Source organism: Cupriavidus pauculus (genome assembly GCF_008801835.1).
In the GTDB taxonomy this organism is placed as follows: Bacteria; Pseudomonadota; Gammaproteobacteria; order Burkholderiales; family Burkholderiaceae; genus Cupriavidus; species Cupriavidus pauculus.
The window spans coordinates 15,478-29,256 of sequence record NZ_VZOW01000021.1; the positions used below are offsets into that span (position 1 = coordinate 15,478).

Sequence of the window (13,779 nt, forward strand, 5' to 3'; positions counted from 1 at the left end):
CGCGGCCATGACCCGTTCGATCGTTCGGCTTGCAATCCTGATCGCGGCGCTGTCCGGCTGCGCCGCCACGATGCCGACACCGGAGACGGTGAGCCGCGCATTCAGCGGCAAATCGTATGTGCTGCTGGGCGAAGTGCACGACAGCGCGGCGGCGCAACGGCAGCGCTTGCAGGCGTTGACGCACGCGGTGGAGGCGGGCTGGCGCCCGGCCATCGCGATGGAACAGTTCGACCGCGAACGCCAGGCCGATATCGACCGCGCCCGCCGCACGCGTCCGCGCGACGTCGACTATCTGATTGCGCAGGCAGCGGGCGACAAGAGTGGTTGGGACTGGGATTTGTACAAGCCCGTGATTGCGCTGGCGCTGCAATACGATCTGCCGTTGCTGGCTGCCAACCTGTCGCGCGCCGACGCCTTCAGGATCGTGCGCAACGGATACGGCGAAGTGTTCGCCCCGGATCAACTGACGGCGCTCGGCCTGGACAAGCCGTTGCCGCAGGACATCGCCAGCGCGCAAACCGCAGTGCTCGATGCTGGCCACTGCGGGCATTTTCCGAAGGCGATGCTGCCCGGCATGCTCGACGCGCAGGCCGCGCGTGACGCAGTGATGGCACAGACGCTGCGCCTTTACGCGCAGCGTGGCGCGGTGCTGATTGCTGGCAACGGCCACGTGCGGCGCGATATCGGCGTGCCGCGCTGGCTGCCGGGTGACGCCACGCGCGTGCTGAGCGTCGGCTATCTGGAAACCGATTCGCCTGACGCCGGATTCGACACCGTGGTGCGCGTGCCGACCATGGACCGCGACGATCCGTGCAAGGATGCGGTGATGAGCGGGAATCCGGCGGGCCAGCGCGCCAAGCCCTGACGCACCTCAGAGATCGGCGTCGGCGATGCGCAGGGCAAGCTCCGCGCGCAGGCCGTGTCCTTGCAAGCCGTCGCGCAGCGTGACCGTGCCGCCCGAGCGCGCGGCCATCTCGCGCGAGATGGCGAGCCCCAGCCCCGATCCCGGTTCCGTGTTGCCGACACGACGATAGAAGCGCGCGAACACCTTTTCGCGTTCGGCCTCGGGAATGCCGGGCCCGTCGTCCTCGACCACCAGCAGCGCGCGCTGCTGCACGCGCGCGGCCGACAGCGTGATGCGGCTGCCGCGTCCCGAATACTGGATCGCGTTGTGCACCAGGTTGGCCAGTGCTTCACGCAGCAGCGCGGCGTCGGCGCGCACCGGCAGGCTTAGGCCGGCGGGACGCTCCCAGCCGAAATCCTGCTGCCGGCCGCGCGCCAGCGGCAGATAGTCGAGCGCGACCTGTTCGGCGACGGCCACCGCGTCGATCACGCCGGCTTCTTCATCGTGCGCGGACGCATCGCGCGCAGGCTGGCGCACGCGTGCCAGCGCCAGCAGTTGATTGGTCAGCCGCGCCGCCTGTTCGAGCTGCGTGACGATGCCGCCCACCGCTTCCGATGCGGCCGCCTGCGCGCCCGGAGTGGGATCGCGCGTCTGCAGTTGCCGCTGCGCGAATTCGGCCTGGGTCTTCAGGATGGCCAGCGGCGTGCGCAACTGGTGCGCCGCATCGGCAATGAACTGGGCCTGCGACTGCGCCATGGCTTCGGAACGCGACACATGCAGGTTGATCGCGTCGACCAGCGGGCGCACCTCCACCGGCACGCGATCGAATTCGAGCGGCGTCAGGTCGTCGGCGGGCCGCGCGCGCACATCGTCGCGCACGCGCTGCAATGGCTTGAGCACGTAGGTGATGCCGCCGACCAGGATCACGGCGGACAGCACGATCAGCGCGATGTCGCGCAACAGCGCGCTGCGCCACACGTTGCCGATCAGCGCCGCGCGCGGCTCGGCGGTTTCCGCGACCTGGATGATCACGCGCATGTGCGCGTCGGGCCGGTAGACCGGACGCGCCATGGCTGCGATGCGTACTGGGTCGCCGCGATACACCGCGTCGTAGAAGCGCGGCTGATTGTTGACCAGCGCGCCGCTCGGCAGCGGCAGGTCGTCATAGCCCGTGACGGTGTCCACCGCGCCACCGCGTTCCATCGATATGCGATAGAACACGTGGGTCTGCGCCGCGGTTTCGAACATCTCCATGGCCGCGTCCGGCAACGTCAGCTGCACGCTTTCGCCGGCCATGCCGATCGCGTTGTCGATGGTGCGCACCGAGCCATAGAGGGATCGGTCGTAGGCGGTGTTGGCGGCATCGCGCAGCGTGCCGTAGGTGAACCAGGTATCGGCAGCCATCATCAGCGCCAGCGCCGGCACCAGCAGGATCAGCAACTGGCGGCGCAGGCTGCCGCGCAGCCACAGCCGCACCGGCAGACGAGCACGCTGGCGCAGGCTGCGTGGCCACATGTCAGGCTCCAGCGGGCGGGGTGTCCAGCGCCTCGGGCTCCAGCAGATAGCCGAAGCCGCGCAGCGTGACGATCGTCACGCCGTGGCCGGCCAGCTTCTTGCGCAGCCGATAGACCAGCACTTCGATGGCGTCCGGGCTCACGTCCGCATCGAGCGAAAACACCTTGTCGAGCAGTTGCGCCTTGGTGAGCGGCTGGCCGCTGCGCGCCAGCAAGGCGCCGAGCAGCGTCGATTCGCGCGGCGTCAGCGACAGCGGTGCGCCGCCGAGCGTGAAGCTGCGGGTTTCGCCATCGAACACCAGCGTGCCGCATTGCAGGCGCGGATGCGCGCGGCCACGGCTGCGGCGGATCAGGGCCAGGATGCGCGCTTCGAGTTCGGCGATGGCAAACGGTTTGGGCAGGTAGTCGTCGGCGCCAAGGTTCAGGCCGCGCACGCGTTCGTCGAGCGTGTCCTGCGCGGTCAGGATCAGCACCGGCGTGCGGTCGTCGCGCCCGCGCATGGTCTTCAGCACGGCCAGTCCATCCTTGCCCGGCAGGCGCAGGTCGAGCACCACCGCGTCGTACTCCTCGGCCATCAGGCGCGCGTCGGCCTGCAGGCCATCGGCGACATGCTCGATGACGAAGCCGCCCTGCTCCAGCGCGCGCGCCACCCAGCGGGCCAGTTCCACTTCGTCTTCCACCAGCAGGATGCGCATGCCGGTCTCCTTCACCCAGTCTCGTTATGCCTTGCAGCCGCGCCAGTGCGCGCCGCGGGCGCCTATAATACCTCCGCACCGCGCGTCCGGTATCCGCGCCAGCCATCGATCTGTATTGATTGGCAATCGGGCGTCCCGCTTCACGCCTTGCCGATTTGCCCCTTCCTTCCGATCTCGTGTCCACCGCACCCCACATCCCGCCGCCGGCCTTCAGTGCAACGCGCCGCCAACTGCTGCTGGCGGGCGGCGGCGTGGCCGCTGGTTTGCCGGCGCTGGCGCTGGCGCAGCCGCGTGTGCCGGCCGGCTATCCGGGCGACTATGTCGAGATCATCGCGCGGGCGCAGCGCGAAGGCGCGGTGGCGGTCTATGCATCGACCGACCTCGAAGTGGTGCAGCCGCTGATCACGGCGTTCGAAGCGCGCTACCCCGGCATTCGCGTGCGCTACCAGGACCTGAACACGCTCGACCTGCACAACCGCTTCGTGGCGGAAACCGCCAGTCTCGGCCCGACCATGCCCGCGCGCGACGCCGACTATGCAGACGTGCTGTGGAGCACGGCGATGGATCTGCAGATCAAGCTGGTCAACGACGGCTATGCGCAGCGCTACGATTCGCCCGAACGCGGCGGCCTGCCAAGCTGGGCGGTGTGGCGCGACGAGGCCTGGGGCACCACGTTCGAACCGGCGGTGATTGTCTACAACCGCCGGCATTTTCACGGTGCGCATGTGCCGGGCAGCCGCAGCGGTCTGGCGCGGCTGCTGCAGGAGCACGCGCCGCAGTGGCGCGGCAAGGTGGTGACGTACGACGTGGAGCGCTCAGGCGTGGGCTATCTGCTGGCGCAGCAGGATGCACGCATGGGCAGCGAATTCTGGTATCTGGCGCAGGCGCTGGGCCGCGCGAAAGTGCAACTGTCGGCGTCGACGGCCGACATGATCGAGCGCATCGCCAGCGGTGAACTGGTGCTCGGCTACAACTTGCTTGGCTCGTACGCGTTGTCGCTGATGGAACGCGGCGCCGCCATCGGCGTGATCGCGCCGCGCGACTACACGCTGGTCATGTCGCGCGTGGCGTTTATCGCGCGTAAGTCGCCCCGTCCCCATGCGGCCCGGCTATGGCTCGATTTCGTGCTGTCGCGCGAAGGCCAGGCGTTGCTGAGCCAGTCGAGTTCGCAGCTCTACACGATCCGGACCGATACGGACAGTTCGCACACCGCCAATGCGCTGGCCGAACGGCTTGGCTATGCGCTCAAGCCGATCAGCGTGGGACCGGGCTTGCTGGCAGCGCAGGACGCGCTGCGCAAGAAGGCGTTTCTTGCGCGCTGGCACGACGCGCTGAAGGGCTGAAGGGCTGAAGGCTGAACGGTGTCAGGCCGTCAGCAGGTGCTGCGGCTGGCGTTCGCACAGCGCCGCCATTTCCGCGTCGAGCGGCGCCATGGGGCGCGGCACGTAACCGACGCGCAGCGCCGGCGAAAGCCGCAGGGTGTCGACGAAGGCGTCGGCAAGGCGCTCGGCCTCCCGGCCCAGTTCGAAGTCTTCCGGAGAAAACAGCCAGTGCGCCAACACGCCGCCGATCGCGGCGTGGAACGCCATCACCGCCAGGTTCAGGTCGAGATCGGCCGGTAGTTGGCCGCGTTCCATGGCCAGGCGCAAATGCTCGCGCATCTTGACCGTGCCTTCCTGATGCGACTGACGCTGGCGTTCGAAGATGGCGCCGTTGTCTTCCACCATCTCGCACTTGTGGAAGATGATCTCGAACACGCGCCGCCATTGCGGATTGATCACGGTCTGGCGGAACACGAAGGCGCAGATGTCGCGGATGCTGCCCAGCGGATCTTCCTGCTTGGCCAGCCGCTCGGGCGCGCAGAGCGCCTCGACCGGCAGGTTGACGCGATCGCACATCGCGGCGAACACGTCGCTCTTGTTCTTGAAGTGCCAGTAGATTGCGCCGCGCGTGACGCCTGCTGCCTCGGCGATGTCCGCCAGCGACGGGCGCGCCACGCCGCGGGCGTGGAAGACGGCTTCCGCCGCATCCAGAATCCGATTGCGCGTCTCTAGCGCTTCTTCCTTGGTACGTCTGACCATTTCCTTTTTCCCCGGGGCAGTGGTTTGCCGCCCGGGTCTCCTGACGCCCTCGCGGTGAACGAGGGAGTTTCTCTCCAGAATGCCCATTGGCACCGGCGGGCCGAATCGTACCGTGATTGGAACAATCCTGCTCGCACGACGGGAGCATTCCACTGCCCGCAATTGGTGCGATGTGTTGTAAAGAGCCCTCAATTCAAACTGACTCTTACATACATGCGCGAATGTATCTATACTACGCGCTTGCTCGGAATTCGACCAAACCGTTTTTTGGCGTCGTCTGGTGCCTGCCACGGCACCTCGGCCCCGAGCCCTGCCGAAGAGAATCAACTGTTTTGCCGCCGCGCTCCGCCCCCGGGGCGCGTTGTCCATGACGCTCCACGTTGAGGACGATGCGGCAAATTTCAAATTGCCATCATGGGGTTATCGATGAGGAAGTCCCAACGTATCCGTTGCGTAGCCACCGCTGCCGCTGTTGCAGCGGCCGCACTTGCGTTGTCCGCCTGCGGCGAGAAAGCGCCGCAGGGCGCCATGCCGCCGCCGGAAGTCGGTGTGGTCACCGTCACGCCGTCCGCCGTTGCCGTTGTCAACGAATTGCCCGGCCGCCTGGAAGGCGTGCGCACCGCGGAAGTCCGTGCGCGCGTGGAAGGCATCGTGCTGTCGCGCAACTACACCGAAGGCGGCGAGGTGAAGGCCGGCCAGGTGCTGTTCCGCATCGATCCGGCCCCGTACCAGGCGCAGTTGGCGTCCGCCAAGGCCCAGCTCGAACGCGCCGAGGCCAACGCCGTGTCGGCGCGCCAGAAAGCGGAGCGCTACAAGCCGCTGGTGGCCGTGAACGCGGTCAGCAAGCAGGAATATGACGAGGCGGTCGCCGCCGCCGGCCAGGCCAATGCCGACATCGCCGCAGCCAAGGCTGCCGTCACCACCGCGCAGATCAACCTCGGCTACACCACCGTAACCGCGCCGATCTCCGGCCGGGTGGGCCGCGCGCTGGTCACCGAAGGCGCGCTGGTGGGCAAGGGCGAGGCCACCAAGCTGACCACCGTCGAGCAGGTCGACCCGATCTGGGTGACCTTCACGCAGCCGGCTTCCGAAGTGGCGCGCCTGCGCGCTGCGATCGAGTCCGGCAAGGTCAAGGGCGTGAACGGCGCGCGCGTGCATCTGTTTCCGGAAGCCAGCGACAAGGAATACGGCGCCACCGGCAAGCTGCTGTTCTCCGACATGACCGTGGATCCGACCACCGGCGCCATCACGCTGCGCGCGGAATTCCCCAATCCGCGCCGCGAGCTGCTGTCCGGCACCTTCGTGCGCGTGAAGATCGAACAGGGCGTCGACGAGAACGCGCTGACCGTTCCGCAGCGCGCGCTGATCCGCAGCGCCCAGGGCGCCAGCGTGCTGGTGGTGGGCGCGGACGGCAACGTCGCCGCGCTGCCCGTCAAGGCGCCGCAGGCCGTGGGCGATCGCTGGGTGGTGACCGAGGGCCTGAAGGGCGGCGAGAAGGTGATCGTCGAGGGCCTGCAGAAGGTGCGCCCCGGCGCGCCGGCCAAGGCCGTGCCGTTCCAGGCGCCGAAGACCGCCGATGCGCCGGCCTCGGCGCCCGCGACCGCGCAGGACGAAAAGCCCGCCGCCGGCAAGGATGCCGCGGCTCAGGAAAAGTCCGCGGCCAAGCAAGGCTGATCCCGCCCTCTACCAAGAATATTTAGGGAGCCAGATTCATGGCGAAGTTTTTTATCGACCGGCCGGTGTTCGCGTGGGTGCTCGCGCTGATCATCGCGCTGGGCGGCGTGCTGGCGATCCTGCAGTTGCCGATCGCGCAGTACCCCAATATCGCGCCCCCGATCATCACGGTCAGCACCACCTACCCGGGTGCGTCCGCCAAGACGATCGAGGATTCGGTGATCACGCCCATCGAGCAGGAGCTCAACGGCGCGCCGAACCTGCTCTATTACGAATCGCAGAGCGAATCGTCGGGCCTGGCCACGATCAACATCTCGTTCGCGCCCGGCTCCAATGCCGACCTGAACTCCGTGGAAGTGCAGAACCGCCTGAAACGCGTGGAAGCGCGTCTGCCGGCGGAAGTGCGCCAACAGGGCGTCAGGGTCGACAAGGCCGGCAACAACTACATGATGTTCATCACGGTCTCGTCCAAATCCGGCAATTCGGATGCGATCGAACTGGGTAACTTCGTGTCGGCGCAGGTGGTGGACTCGATCCGCCGCGTGCCCGGCGTGGGCGCGGCCGACCTGTTCGGCACCGAGTACGCGATGCGCATCTGGCTGGATCCGGCCAAGCTGACCGGATACAACCTCACGCCGCTGGACGTCACCGCCGCGGTGTCTGAGCAGAACATCCAGGTGGCCGTCGGCGAACTCGGCGGCACGCCTTCGCCCAAAGGCACCGAACTCAATGCGACCGTCAGCACCGAAAGCCGGCTGACCACGCCGGAGCAGTTCGCCAACATCCTGCTGCGCGTGAATCCGGACGGCTCGTCGGTGCGCATCAAGGACGTGGGCCGCGTGGAGCTGGGCGGCGCCGACTATTCGACGCTGGCGCGCATCAACAGCAAGCCGGCCTCGGCCATCGCCATCAAGCTGTCGCCGACCGGCAACGCGCTGGCCACGGCCACCGCGGTACGCGCGAAGATGGCAGAGCTGTCGCGCTTCTTCCCGCCGGACTACGAGTTCAGCGTGCCGTACGACACTTCCGCGTTCGTGAAGATCTCGATCGAGGAAGTGGTCAAGACGCTGCTGGAAGCCGTGGTGCTGGTGTTCCTGGTGATGTACCTGTTCCTGCAGAACTTCCGCGCCACGCTGATTCCGACGCTGGTGGTGCCGGTGGCGCTGCTCGGTACGTTCGGCGCGATGCTCGCGTTCGGCTTCTCGATCAACGTGCTGACGATGTTCGGCATGGTGCTCGCCATCGGTATCCTGGTGGACGATGCGATCGTGGTGGTGGAAAACGTCGAGCGGATCATGAGCGAGGAAGGTCTCTCGCCGCGCGAAGCCACACGCAAGGCGATGGGCCAGATCACCGGCGCCATCATCGGCATCACGCTGGTGCTGACCGCCGTGTTCATCCCGATGGCGTTCTTCTCTGGCTCGGTGGGCAACATCTATCGCCAGTTCTCGCTGTCGCTGATCTCGTCGATGGCGTTCTCGGCCCTGCTGGCGCTGACGCTGACGCCCGCGTTGTGCGCAACGCTGCTCAAGCCGGTGGAAGCTGGCCATCACCACGAGAAAAAGGGTTTCTTCGGCTGGTTCAACCGCACCTTCAATACGGCATCCACCGGATACCAGAGCCTTGTGGCGCGCATCCTCAAGCGCTCGGGCCGCTACCTGATCATCTATCTCGTGATCATCGCGGGCGTGGTGGTGCTGTTCAAGCGCCTGCCGTCGTCATTCCTGCCTGACGAAGACCAGGGCTACATGATCACCGTGGTGCAACTGCCCACGGGCGCCACGCAAGAGCGCACGATCGGCGTGCTCAAGCAAATCGAGGACTACTACCTGCAGAAGGAATCGAAGGTGGTGGACCAGATGATCACGGTGGCGGGCTTCTCGTTCTTCGGACGCGGACAGAACGGCGGTATCGCGTTCGTGCGCCTGAAGGACTGGAAGGAACGACCCGGTGCGGACCAGACCGCGCAGGCGCTGGTGGGCCGCGCGTTCGGCACGCTGTCGTTCATCAAGGACGCGATCATCTTCCCGCTGAATCCGCCGGCGATTTCCGAACTCGGCAATTCGTCGGGCTTCGACTTCCGCCTGCAGGATCGTACCGGCCAGGGCCACGCCAAGCTGATGGAAGCGCGCAACATGATGCTGGGGATGGCTGCGAAGTCGCCGGCGCTGGTGGGCGTGCGTCCGGAAGGCCAGGAAGACGCGCCGCAGCTGCGCATCGACATCGACCGCGAGAAAGCGCGTGCGCTCGGCGTTTCGGTGGCGGACATCAACTCGACGCTGTCGATCGCGTTCGGCTCGTCGTATGTGAATGACTTCATCTACGAAGGCCGCGTGCGCCGCGTGATCGTGCAGGCCGAGGGCGCGGACCGTCGCCTGCCCGATGACCTGACCAAGCTGCGCGTGCGCAATGCCAATGGCGACATGGTGGCGTTTGCCGCGTTCTCCACGTCGCAGTGGATCATGGGGTCGCCGCGTCTGGAGCGCTACAACGGCATGCCGGCGGTCAAGCTGGCAGGCCAGGCCGCGCCGGGCAAATCGACCGGTGAAGCCATGCGCGTGATGGAAGAAAACTTCGCGAAGCTGCCGCCCGGGTTTGGTTTCGAATGGTCAGGCCAGTCGTTCGAAGAGCGCCTGGCCGGCTCGCAGGAGCCGATTCTCTACACGCTGTCGCTGATCATCGTGTTCCTGTGCCTGGCGGCGCTCTATGAAAGCTGGTCGATCCCGGTGGCGGTGCTGCTGGTGGTGCCGCTGGGCGTGATCGGTGCGTTGCTGGGCGTGACGCTGCGCGGCATGCCCAACGACGTCTACTTCAAGGTGGGCCTGATCGCCACGATCGGCCTGTCCGCGAAGAACGCCATCCTGATCGTCGAATTCGCCAAGGACCTGCAGGCGCAGGGACGCAGCCTGATCGACGCCACGCTGGAGGCCGTGCATCTGCGCTTCCGCCCGATCCTGATGACGTCGATGGCGTTCATCCTGGGCGTGCTGCCGCTGGCCATTTCCACCGGCGCCGGGTCCGGCAGCCAGCGCGCTATCGGTACCGGCGTGATGGGTGGCATGATCACGGCTACGGTGCTGGCGATTTTCCTGGTGCCGGTGTTCTTCGTGGTGGTGCGCGGCCGCTTCAAGGGCAGCAAGGCCCAGCACGAACGTGAACAAGCGCGTCTGGAAAGCCAGAAGGAAATTTGACCATGACAAAGACTTTGACCGCATTGCTGCTGGCAGCCGGCGTGATGAGCGGCTGCACGCTGGCGCCGCACTACGATCGCCCTGCCCCGCCGGTGGCTGCCGGTTATCCGGCGGCGCCGGAAGGCTACGCCACGGCCGAGGTGAAGACCGGCGAAACACGTCGCGCGGCCGATATCGGCTGGCGTGAATTCTTCACCGATCCGCGTCTGCAGCAACTGATTGCGACGTCGCTGGAAAACAACCGCGACCTGCGCACCGCCGCGCTGCGCATCGAAGAAGCGCGCGCGCAGTATCAGATCCAGCGTGCGGACCTGCTGCCGACGCTAAACGGCAACGCGAGCTTCCAGCGGGGGCGCTTCTCGGGCGCCACGTCGGGCGTGAACCAGTCGTTCACGGGCAACGTGTACCAGGTGGGCCTGTCGGTGACGCAATGGGAGCTGGACTTCTTCGGCCGCGTGCGTAGCCTGTCGAACGCCGCGCTGGCGCAGTACTTCTCGACCGAGGAGGCGCACCGCGCCGCGTACATCTCGCTGGTGTCCGAGGTGGCCAAGGCTTACCTGGCCGAGCGGGCCGCCGCCGAGCAGTACGATCTGGCACGCGAGACGCTGGAGGCGCGCCAGAACACGTTCGAGCTGGCGAAGAAGCGCTTCGATGCCGGCGCCACGTCGGCGCTGGACCTGCGCGACAACGAGTCGCTGGTGGCCCAGGCCCGCGTGTCCGCCGCCCAGCTCGCGCGTCAGCGCGCGCAGGCGCAGAACGCGCTGGAAGTGCTGGTCGGAAAGCCCATCGCCGAGATCCCGAACCTGCCCGCGCCGATGCGCCTGTCCGACGAGCGCATCATTAGCGATATCCCCGAGGGCCTGCCCTCGGAGCTGCTGACGCAGCGTCCGGACATCCGCCAGGCCGAGCAAGCGCTGCTGTCCGCCAACGCCAACATCGGCGCGGCGCGCGCGGCGTTCTTCCCGCGCATCACGATGACCGCCAGCGCGGGCAACATCAGCACGTCGTTCACGAGCCTGTTCGACAGCGGCGCAGGCGTGTGGTCGTTCTCGCCGCAACTGGTGCTGCCGATCTTCGACTACGGCCGCAACCTCTCGAACCTGGACTTGGCCAACGTGCGCAAGAACATCCAGGTGGCCAACTACGAGAAGACGATCCAGACCGCGTTTGCCGAAGTGGCCGATGCGCTGGTGGCGCGCGGCACGCTCGAGGAGCAGGTGGCGGGCCAGGAGCAGCAGCGCAACGCGGAAGCTGCGCGCTACGAGTTGTCGCGCCTGCGCTTCCGCAGCGGCGTGGCCAGTTATCTCGATGAACTCGATGCGCAGCGCCAGCTGTTCTCGGCCGAACAGGCGCTGGTGCAGGCGCGCCAGTTGCGCCTGACCAACTCGATCGATCTGTATCGCGCACTGGGTGGCGGGCTCAATGAAACCGGCACGGTGGCGCAGCAGCCGGCACCGCAGGGCGCCACGACGACGCAGTAATCGTCGGGCGTCACAGCCATGACAAAGGGCGAAGCCGCAAAAGCTTCGCCCTTTGTTTTTTTGTGCGCGCCGGCAGCGGCGCAGCGCGTGCTCAGAACTTGTAGGTCGCCGCCAGGAAGAACACAAGCGGATTCGGCCGCAAGGTGGTCTTCGATGTCGATAGTACGGTGCCGTCGGACGCCTTGATCGTCATGGTCGATTCCGACTTCAGCGGAATGTAGGTGACCGCTCCGGTCACGCCCCAGTGCTCGTTGAAGTTGTAGGTGCCGCCCAGATTGAAGATCGGCGCCCACGACGACGACGCATCGGCGGTGACCGACGTGGGCCCCGGAATGCCGGCGCCCGCGGCCAGGATCGCGCCGAGGTTGTTGTTCACCGATTCGGCGAACGCGGGATTGACCTTGATGTCGGTGAAGAAGTTGTACGAGACCCCCAAGCCGACAAACGGCCGGAACGACACGCCCGGCGAGCGGAAGTGGTATTGCACCATTGCAGCCGGGCTCCACTGGCGCGCGCGCGTGATGATCGGGTTCAGCGACGGATCGCCAAGGCTCTGACGACCCAGCGCACCGGCCGGCCCGGGCGGAATCAATTCGCCGTGCCCGTAGATCTTGAAGGTGGGCGGAATGCCGCCGACCCCGGTGATGGCGATATGGTCCGTGACGAAGTGGCTGAACGTCAGGCCGAGCGTATCCGAATTCGATGACGACAGGCCGCTGCCCGGCGCGCTGAACGACGACGGCAAGCCCAGCGGATAGTTGATCGGCACGTCCACCACATTGGTGGTCAGCGGACCGCTGGTGCCGAAGGTCTGGATGTGGAACCAGCCAGCCGACACCACGTTGTCGCCGGCCTTCTGCGCATGCGCGGGCGCGGCGGTGATGGCGGCGATAGCGGTGGCGGCGGCAATGGCGGCCGCGCCGGAAGCGAGCCGCGCCAGCGCGCGGCGCATGTCGGTCTTCATCTGCATGGTTATGTCTCCCCGGTCTTGTTATTCGACGAACGCGCCGATCGTGAAATACGGGCTGCCGTTGCGGTTTTCGAGGAAGCCGAATACGCCGCCGGTGAACATGAACTTGCCCGTGATGCCCGCCGTGCCTTCCTTGCGCGTGGTGGTCACGATGCCGGGCGTGGTCTGCGAGAAGTCGAGCTTCAGCGCGATCGCGCGCGTGGCGTCCGACGCATGGAAGGGATCGAGCATTGCCGCATCGGCACCCACCAGCGCCGTGGTCTTGTATTCGAAGCTGCTGTCCACGCCGATGTACTCGCCGTTCACGCTGCCCTGCACCGCCGATACCGCCGGCGCCATCATGCCGATGCCGATCTCGTCGTCGGCGCCCAGCGGCAACTTGTCGGCGCTGGCATAGCCCACGCGGATCATCACCGGCACCAACTGCCCGCGCAGCTTGCCGACGATCAGATACGCGCGGCCCATCACGCCGCCCAGGCTAGGCGGCTGTTCGCCTTCGTAGTTGGTCGACAGCAGCGTGCCGTTGGCTTGCGGCGCGAACTTGTTGCCCTTCTGCTTGCAGGCGCCGCCGGCCTTGTTGTCGCACACCGTGAACGATCCGTCGGCAGCCAGCGACATCCTGTAGTCCTGCGCCACCTGCGCAAAGTTCTTGGAAGGGATTTCGTGGAAGCCCGAGCCGTTGTACACACCGGCAATCTTGCTCAGATCGGTCTCGGTCTGCGCAAAGCCGATGAACTGGAAGTACGGGAACGTGGTGTCCGGCACCGCGCCCGCGCCCAGCAGTCCGTTGAACTGGATGCGCGCGCCGGGGATGGTGCCGCCCATCACGCCTTCGCCGAGGAACAGCTTGGCCGGACGCGATGCATCGAGGCTCGCGCCCTGCAACACGAACGCGCACTGATTGAGCTTGTCGGTCGGCAGCGTGGTTTCCTGCGCCAGCGTGCCGGTCATCACGTTCTGGCCGTTGGTCGGGTCCGAGCGCGTCGGCGAGACCGTGCCGGTGTTGCGTGGCACGGACGAATCGAGGAACGTGACGGCCCAGGTCTTGGCCTGGGTGTCGATCTGCACCTTGACCAGTTCGCCGGAGCCGGTGCCGCCGATGTACGGCGTCGAATAGTCGACCGATGCCGGGCACAGGCGCGGCGTCACCGCAGCGGGAGTCGATGTGCCGCCGCCACCGCCGTCGCCCCCGCCGCACGCGGCGAGCATGGTGAGCGTGGCGAGCGCCAGCGCGATGCGTGGCACCCAGGTGCGCCGCGCGGTGGCGGCATGCGGACGAAGCGATTGCGGCAGTTCCTGCATGATGGTGTCTCCTTGGGGCTTTCTTGT

The 13,779-nt window shown here is 66.7% G+C and carries 10 protein-coding genes; 5 read left to right on the forward strand and 5 right to left on the reverse strand.

All coding sequences use genetic code 11. From position 1 onward, the window contains the following. Positions 1-7 precede the first annotated feature (7 nt). Positions 8-865, forward strand: a complete 858-nt coding sequence (locus F7R19_RS19780) for a ChaN family lipoprotein (protein ID WP_150981729.1) — start codon at positions 8-10, stop codon at positions 863-865. Positions 866-871: 6 nt separating this feature from the next. On the opposite strand, the gene F7R19_RS19785 is transcribed toward F7R19_RS19780, so the two are convergent. Beyond that, entirely contained in the window at positions 872-2,359 is a 1,488-nt protein-coding gene (locus tag F7R19_RS19785) for a sensor histidine kinase (protein ID WP_150981730.1), read from the reverse strand. A gap of 1 nt (position 2,360) precedes the next feature. Next, positions 2,361-3,053 (reverse strand): response regulator, encoded by a 693-nt coding sequence (locus F7R19_RS19790; protein ID WP_061957435.1) that lies wholly within the window; start codon positions 3,051-3,053, stop codon positions 2,361-2,363. A gap of 236 nt (positions 3,054-3,289) precedes the next feature. On the opposite strand from F7R19_RS19790, the gene F7R19_RS19795 reads away from it, so the two are divergent. Beyond that, positions 3,290-4,396, forward strand: a complete 1,107-nt coding sequence (locus F7R19_RS19795) for an ABC transporter substrate-binding protein (RefSeq protein WP_061957472.1) — start codon at positions 3,290-3,292, stop codon at positions 4,394-4,396. Between the two features lie 21 nt (positions 4,397-4,417). Here F7R19_RS19795 and F7R19_RS19800 read toward each other — a convergent pair whose 3' ends face one another. Continuing rightward, a complete protein-coding gene (locus F7R19_RS19800; protein WP_061957436.1) occupies positions 4,418-5,134 on the reverse strand; it encodes a TetR family transcriptional regulator in 717 nt (238 codons plus the stop codon). A gap of 426 nt (positions 5,135-5,560) precedes the next feature. On the opposite strand from F7R19_RS19800, the gene F7R19_RS19805 reads away from it, so the two are divergent. Genes F7R19_RS19805 through F7R19_RS19815 form a run of 3 tightly spaced genes read left to right on the forward strand, consistent with a single transcriptional unit; the run spans position 5,561 to position 11,480 of the window. Beyond that, on the forward strand, positions 5,561-6,808 hold the full coding sequence (locus tag F7R19_RS19805; RefSeq protein WP_061957437.1) for an efflux RND transporter periplasmic adaptor subunit: 1,248 nt from the start codon (positions 5,561-5,563) through the stop codon (positions 6,806-6,808). Between the two features lie 38 nt (positions 6,809-6,846). Then, positions 6,847-9,999: an efflux RND transporter permease subunit gene (locus F7R19_RS19810; protein ID WP_150981731.1), complete on the forward strand. Its 3,153-nt coding sequence runs from the start codon at positions 6,847-6,849 to the stop codon at positions 9,997-9,999. A gap of 2 nt (positions 10,000-10,001) precedes the next feature. Beyond that, positions 10,002-11,480, forward strand: coding sequence for an efflux transporter outer membrane subunit (locus F7R19_RS19815; protein ID WP_061957439.1), 1,479 nt, complete (start codon positions 10,002-10,004; stop codon positions 11,478-11,480). Between the two features lie 91 nt (positions 11,481-11,571). Here F7R19_RS19815 and F7R19_RS19820 read toward each other — a convergent pair whose 3' ends face one another. Continuing rightward, the gene (locus F7R19_RS19820) at positions 11,572-12,450 is read right to left on the reverse strand and encodes an OmpW/AlkL family protein (protein WP_223505896.1); all 879 of its coding nucleotides are present in this window, start codon (positions 12,448-12,450) and stop codon (positions 11,572-11,574) included. 21 nt (positions 12,451-12,471) lie between these two features. Further along, on the reverse strand, positions 12,472-13,752 hold the full coding sequence (locus F7R19_RS19825) for a DUF2957 domain-containing protein (RefSeq protein ID WP_150981732.1): 1,281 nt from the start codon (positions 13,750-13,752) through the stop codon (positions 12,472-12,474). Between the last annotated feature and the right edge of the window lie 27 nt (positions 13,753-13,779).

Bases quoted from the DNA above. Each gene is read 5' to 3' on its own strand.
- F7R19_RS19800 (WP_061957436.1), bottom strand. From the start codon at position 5,134: ATGGTCAGACGTACCAAGGAAGAAGCGCTAGAGACGCGCAATCGGATT.
- F7R19_RS19785 (WP_150981730.1), bottom strand. From the start codon at position 2,359: ATGTGGCCACGCAGCCTGCGCCAGCGTGCTCGTCTGCCGGTGCGGCTG.
- F7R19_RS19780 (WP_150981729.1), top strand. From the start codon at position 8: ATGACCCGTTCGATCGTTCGGCTTGCAATCCTGATCGCGGCGCTGTCC.
- F7R19_RS19820 (WP_223505896.1), bottom strand. From the start codon at position 12,450: ATGCAGATGAAGACCGACATGCGCCGCGCGCTGGCGCGGCTCGCTTCC.
- F7R19_RS19825 (WP_150981732.1), bottom strand. From the start codon at position 13,752: ATGCAGGAACTGCCGCAATCGCTTCGTCCGCATGCCGCCACCGCGCGG.
- F7R19_RS19805 (WP_061957437.1), top strand. From the start codon at position 5,561: ATGAGGAAGTCCCAACGTATCCGTTGCGTAGCCACCGCTGCCGCTGTT.
- F7R19_RS19815 (WP_061957439.1), top strand. From the start codon at position 10,002: ATGACAAAGACTTTGACCGCATTGCTGCTGGCAGCCGGCGTGATGAGC.
- F7R19_RS19810 (WP_150981731.1), top strand. From the start codon at position 6,847: ATGGCGAAGTTTTTTATCGACCGGCCGGTGTTCGCGTGGGTGCTCGCG.
- F7R19_RS19790 (WP_061957435.1), bottom strand. From the start codon at position 3,053: ATGCGCATCCTGCTGGTGGAAGACGAAGTGGAACTGGCCCGCTGGGTG.